Source organism: Kitasatospora sp. NPDC004799 (assembly GCF_040609095.1).
GTDB lineage: Bacteria > Actinomycetota > Actinomycetes > Streptomycetales > Streptomycetaceae > Kitasatospora.
The window spans coordinates 1-5,032 of record NZ_JBEXJK010000526.1; the positions used below are offsets into that span (position 1 = coordinate 1).

The following is a 5,032-nucleotide window of genomic DNA, read 5'->3' on the forward strand; positions in this document are numbered from 1 at the left end:
GTCTCGACGATCCGGCCGCCGTACATGACGGCGATCCGGCGGGCCCGCCCGTACAGCAGGCCGATGTCGTGGGTGATCAGCAGGGTCGCCAGGCCGCGGCTGACCCGGTGCTGGTCGAGCAGGTCGAGGACGGTGCGCTGGACGGTGACGTCGAGGGCGGTGGTGGGTTCGTCGGCGAGCAGCAGGGCGGGTTCGCCCGCCAGCGCGGCGGCGATGCCGACGCGCTGGCGCAGGCCGCCGGAGAGCTCGTGCGGGTGGGCGCGGGCCCGCCGGGCCGGGTCGGGGACGTCGACGGCGGCGAGCAACTCAGCGGCGGTGCGCAGCCGTTCGCGCCGGGAGAGGCGGCGCCGGTTGGTGATCGACTCGGTGACCTGGTCGGCGATCCGGACCACCGGGTTGAGCGAGGTCATCGGGTCCTGGTGGACCATGGCGATGCCGGTGCCGAGCAGCGCGGCGCGGCGGGCGGGGGTGGCGGCGAGCAGGTCCTCGCCGTTCAGCCGGATCTCGCCGGTGGCGACGGCCCTGGTGGTGCGCGACTCGACGCCGAGGACGGTGCGGGCGAGCACGGACTTGCCGGAGCCGGACTCGCCGACCACGCCGAGGCACTCGCCGGCCGCGATGGTGAGGTCGACGCCGTGCAGCACGTGCAGGGTCCGGCCGTCGGGGGTGTGCAGGACGGTGTCCAGCGAGCGGACGTCGAGGACGGGGGCGGAGGTCATCCGCGCGCTCCCTTCGTGGCAGCGGCCTTCGTACGAGAGACCTTCGCGGCGGCAGAACCCCCCGAACGCAGGTGCTCCCCGAGGTAGTTGAGGGCGAGGACGGTCAGGCAGAGCACCGCCGCGGGCGCCAGCGAGATCCACGGCGCACTGCCGAGCGTGGTGCGCCCCTCGGCGATGATGCCGCCCCAGGAGGGCTCCGGCGGGCGCAGCCCGAAGCCGAGGAAGCTGAGCGAGCCCTCGGCGACGATGGCGACGGTGGTGGCGGTGAAGGCGAAGGTCAGCGCGACCGGCGCGACGTGCGGGACGATCTCCCGGCGCAGGATGCGCAGCGGGGCGGTGCCGATCATGCGGGCGGCCTGGACGAAGCCGCGCTCGGTGAGCGAGAGCACCACGGCGCGCACCACCCGGGTGAAGTGCGGGACGGTGAACAGCCCGATCAGCGTGCCGATCACGGTGAGGCCCGGGCCGCGTATCGAGACCACGATCATCACCAGGATCAGGCTGGGCACGGACATCAGCAGGTCGGTCGCGAAGCCGATCGCCCTGTCGACCGGGCCGCGGAACCAGCCGGCGGCGAGGCCGAGCACGCCGCCGCCGAGCAGGCCGACCAGGACGGTCAGGGCGGCGACGGCGAAGGAGGCGCGGGCACCGGCCACCGTGCGCTGCAGGATGTCCCGTCCGGAGCCGTCGGTGCCCAGCCAGTGGCCGGGGCCGGGGGCGGCGGCGGGGTGGGCGAAGTCGCCGTGCAGCGGGTCGAAGCCGGGCAGCAGGGGCAGCAGCAGGGCGGCGAGCGCGACCACGGCCAGCCAGGCCGAGGCGGCGACCGGGCCGACCGGGGGCCGCCGACGAGCGACGCGGGTGGCGCGGTCGGCGCGGTCGGCGCGACCGTCGGAGGAGGCGGTGGTCCCGGCGGCCACGACGGGACTCTCGGCGGAACGGACGGTCTCAGCGGTGCTCATGGGCGATCCTCGGGTCGATCGTGCGGTACAGCAGGTCCACCGCGAAGGTGGCCGCGACCACCCCGACGGCGCTGACCACCACCACGGCCTGGACGACCGGGAAGTCCCGGCCGGCGATGGCCCCGGCGGCGAGGCTGCCGACGCCGGGCACCGCGAACAGCGACTCGACCAGCACCGAACCGCCCAGCGAGGTCCCGATGCCGATCCCGACCAGCGTCACCAGCGGCAGGCTGGACGGCCGCAGGGCCCGGCGCAGCAGCAGCCGGGCGGTGCCCATGCCGCGGCTGCGGGCGGCGGCGACGTACGGCTGGTCGAGGGTGTCGAGCAGCTGCCCGCGCAGGGTGCGGGTGAACACGGCGGCCTCGGTGAGGCCGAGCGTGAGCGCGGGCAGCACCAGGTGGCGCAGGTTCTCGGCCGGGTCCTCGGTGAACGGGGTCCAGCCGGTGGCGGGCAGGACGCGCAGCTGGACGGCGGCGATCCAGATGAGCAGCAGGCCGAGGGCGAAGCCGGGGACGGCGAGCCAGCCGAAGGTGGCGGTGGTGGCGATCCGGTCGAAGGTGCCGCCGGGCCGCCAGGCGGAGAGCAGGGCGACGGGCACGGCCAGGCAGAGCGCCACCAGCTGGGCGGCGAGGAAGAGTTCGAGGGTGACCGGGACGCGGTCGGCGAGTTCACCGGTGACGGCCGCGCCGGTGGACAGCGAGTGGCCGAGGTCGCCGTGCAGGGCGTCGCCGATCCACTGCCAGGTGGCGGCGAGCACGTTGCGGTCCAGGCCGAGCCCGGCCTCGTAGGCGGAGATCTGCTCCGGGGTGGCGGCGGGGCCGAGGGCGGCGACGGCGGGCGAGCCGGGCATCAGGTGGGGCAGGGCGAGCGCGGCGACGGCCACCAGCAGCAGGACGGCCACCGCGCGGCCGATCCGGCCGCCGTACCGCAGCGCGGTCCGGACGCCGGGGGTCACCGCTTCACCCACAGGGTGGCGGGGGAGACGCTGAGGACGGTGCGCCTGGACAGGTCGGGCAGTCCGCCGACCTTGGCGGTGGAGAGGAAGCCGACGGTGTTCTCGGTGAGGAAGGCCGTCGGGGCCTCGCCGACGACCCGCTGGGCGGCCCGGTTGTAGGCGGCGGACCGGGTGGCCGGGTCGGTGGACGCGCGGCCCTCGGTGATCGCCCGCTCGGCCTCCGGGTCGGCCCAACCGGAGAAGTTGTAGGGCGAGTTCGGCAGGTACAGGGCGGCCAGCGCGGTGTCGGTGTCGCCGAACATGCTGGTGACGAAGTCCGTCACCTGGAACTTGCGCTGGAGCATCGCGGTGCCGAGGCCCGCGGTGTCGAGCGGCTTGACGGTCATCCGGATCCCGGCCTCGCCGAGCATCTGCTGGAGCACGGTGGCGCGCTGCTGGGCCTCGGGGCGGTTGTCGACGAGGTACTCGAAGGCGAGGTCGGGGTGGCCGGCCTCGGCGAGCAGGGCACGTGCCTTGGCCAGGTCGCGGGCCGGGTACGCGGGTGCGGTGCGGTACGGCGAGCGGGAGCCGATCGGGCCGTCCGCGACGGCGCCCTGGCCCAGGAAGACGACCTTCTCCAGCGCCTCGCGGTCGATCGCGTACTGCACCGCCCGGCGGACCCGGACGTCGTCGAAGGGCGCGGCCTTGGTGTTGAAGACGACCGTGCCGGTGGAGCCGGGCCCGGTCGCGGGGCGCAGCCCGTCGGCGCCGGCCTGCTTGAGCTGGCTGGGCGTCTCGGTCCAGATCAGGTCGGTGTCGCCGGAGCGCAGCGACTGGTAGCGGCTGTCGGCGTCCGGCAGCACCCGGTAGACGAGCTTGTCGGCGTGGCCCTTGGCGCCCCAGTACGCGGGGTTGCGGGTGAGGGTGACGGAGACTCCGGGCTGCACGCTCTCCACGGTGTACGGGCCGGAGCCGACAGCGGGGGAGTCGCCGGCCGGCGCCTCGGAGACGTAGCCGAGGGCGCGGGTGAACAGGTTCGGGAAGGCGGCGTCGGGCGCCTTGAGGGTGAAGGCGACGGTGGTCGGCCCGGTGACCGCGGTGCCGGCGATGGCGGCCGCGTCGAGGGCGCAGGCGCACCTGCTCTCCGGCGCGGCGAGCCGGGTGACGTGGTCGGCCACGGCCCGGGCGTCCAGCGGCTTGCCGTCGCTGAACGTCACGCCCTCGCGCAGCTCGAGGGTCCAGACCGTGGCGGACGCGTCGGAGGTGAAGGACCTGGCGAGGTAGGGCTGGACGGTGCCGTTGTCGCCGTTGACCATCAGCGGGTCGTAGAGCGCGTTGGCGAGGACCGTCATCGGCATCTGGGTCAGCGTCCCGTCGGCCGGGTCGAGTCTGGCGAACGGCCGGTCCAGGCCGATCCTGAGCGTGCCGCCGTCCACGGCCGGCCCGTCGCCCGCCGCGCCGGTGCGCCCGGTGGCGCCGCCGCTGCCGGACAGGGCGTCGTCGGAGGCGGAGCAGGCGGTGAGGGTGAGCGCGGTCGCGAGGGCCGCCGATGCCAGGAGGTAGTGCCGCTTCATGGTTCCTCGGTTCGGGGGGTGCGGGGCGGCCAGGGGGAGGTAGGCCGCCGACGGCCCACACCATTCCGGAAGTGGCAGTACTGCCAAAAGGCAGTTGTGCAAACTTCGGATGACGAGCCCCGGAAGAGTCGGCGCTCGCCTTGAGCGGGCACGGCCGGACGTGGTTCGGTACTGACGGGCCGCCCCTCGGCGGCCCCCAACTCACCGAGCGGAAACGGAAGAACGATGCAGGGGACGGACACCGTGGCGGAGCCGGGCATGCGCGACCGCAAGAAGGCGCGCACCCGCGACAGCATCCGCAGCGCGGCGCTCGACCTCTTCGAGGAGCAGGGGTACGAGCGCACCACCGTGGACCGGATCTGCCGCCGCGCCGACGTCGCCCACCGCACCTTCTTCCGCTACTACCCGGCCAAGGAGGCCCTGCTGTTCGGCTGGGACTTCGGCCACGTGGTGCTCGACGCCTTCGCCGCCGCCCCCGCCGAACTCCCGCTCTGGGCCGCGCTCGAGCACGCGGTGACCGTCACCGGAGGCCGGCTGGAGGAGCCCGTCGAGCACACCGCCCGGCGCCGCCGGCTGCGCCGGGACCTGCTCGACGTGCAGTCGGTGCACAACTACGCCCTGGTCGTCATCGACGCCTTCATCGAACACACCGTCACCATCGCGGCCGGGCGGCTCGGCGTGGACCCGGCCGAGGACCTGCGGCCGACCGCGCTCGGCGCGATGTTCGGCGGCATGGTGCGGCGCCACCTCCTGGTCGGCTCGGAGAGCGGCACTCTGGCCGACTGGGTCAGGGCCTACCGCGACGTGCTCGCCGCCGCGGGCTGACCCGACCTCCCGTCACGCATC

5 protein-coding genes are annotated in these 5,032 nt (G+C 74.7%); 1 reads left to right on the forward strand and 4 read right to left on the reverse strand.

All coding sequences use genetic code 11. The features are described from left to right. From ABZW03_RS37135 to ABZW03_RS37150, 4 genes are all read right to left on the reverse strand, one after another. Nucleotides 1-719, reverse strand: a 719-nt coding sequence (locus ABZW03_RS37135) for an ABC transporter ATP-binding protein (protein ID WP_355268732.1), incomplete at its 3' end; no start/stop codon positions are given. Beyond that, nucleotides 716-1,678 (reverse strand): ABC transporter permease, encoded by a 963-nt coding sequence (locus ABZW03_RS37140; protein WP_355268734.1) that lies wholly within the window; start codon nt 1,676-1,678, stop codon nt 716-718. The genes ABZW03_RS37140 and ABZW03_RS37135, both read right to left, overlap by 4 nt. Next, a complete protein-coding gene (locus ABZW03_RS37145; RefSeq protein WP_355268736.1) occupies nt 1,665-2,633 on the reverse strand; it encodes an ABC transporter permease in 969 nt (322 codons plus the stop codon). Before ABZW03_RS37145 ends, ABZW03_RS37140 begins: the two co-directional genes overlap by 14 nt. Continuing rightward, nucleotides 2,630-4,186, reverse strand: a complete 1,557-nt coding sequence (locus ABZW03_RS37150; RefSeq protein WP_355268738.1) for an ABC transporter substrate-binding protein — start codon at nt 4,184-4,186, stop codon at nt 2,630-2,632. Before ABZW03_RS37150 ends, ABZW03_RS37145 begins: the two co-directional genes overlap by 4 nt. A gap of 225 nt (nt 4,187-4,411) precedes the next feature. On the opposite strand from ABZW03_RS37150, the gene ABZW03_RS37155 reads away from it, so the two are divergent. Then, a complete protein-coding gene (locus ABZW03_RS37155; RefSeq protein WP_355268740.1) occupies nt 4,412-5,011 on the forward strand; it encodes a TetR family transcriptional regulator in 600 nt (199 codons plus the stop codon). The last annotated feature ends 21 nt before the right edge of the window (nt 5,012-5,032 follow it).

Excerpts from the sequence above, each read along its gene's own strand:
- ABZW03_RS37140 (WP_355268734.1), bottom strand. The coding sequence starts at position 1,678 with ATGAGCACCGCTGAGACCGTCCGTTCCGCCGAGAGTCCCGTCGTGGCC.
- ABZW03_RS37150 (WP_355268738.1), bottom strand. The coding sequence starts at position 4,186 with ATGAAGCGGCACTACCTCCTGGCATCGGCGGCCCTCGCGACCGCGCTC.
- ABZW03_RS37155 (WP_355268740.1), top strand. The coding sequence starts at position 4,412 with ATGCAGGGGACGGACACCGTGGCGGAGCCGGGCATGCGCGACCGCAAG.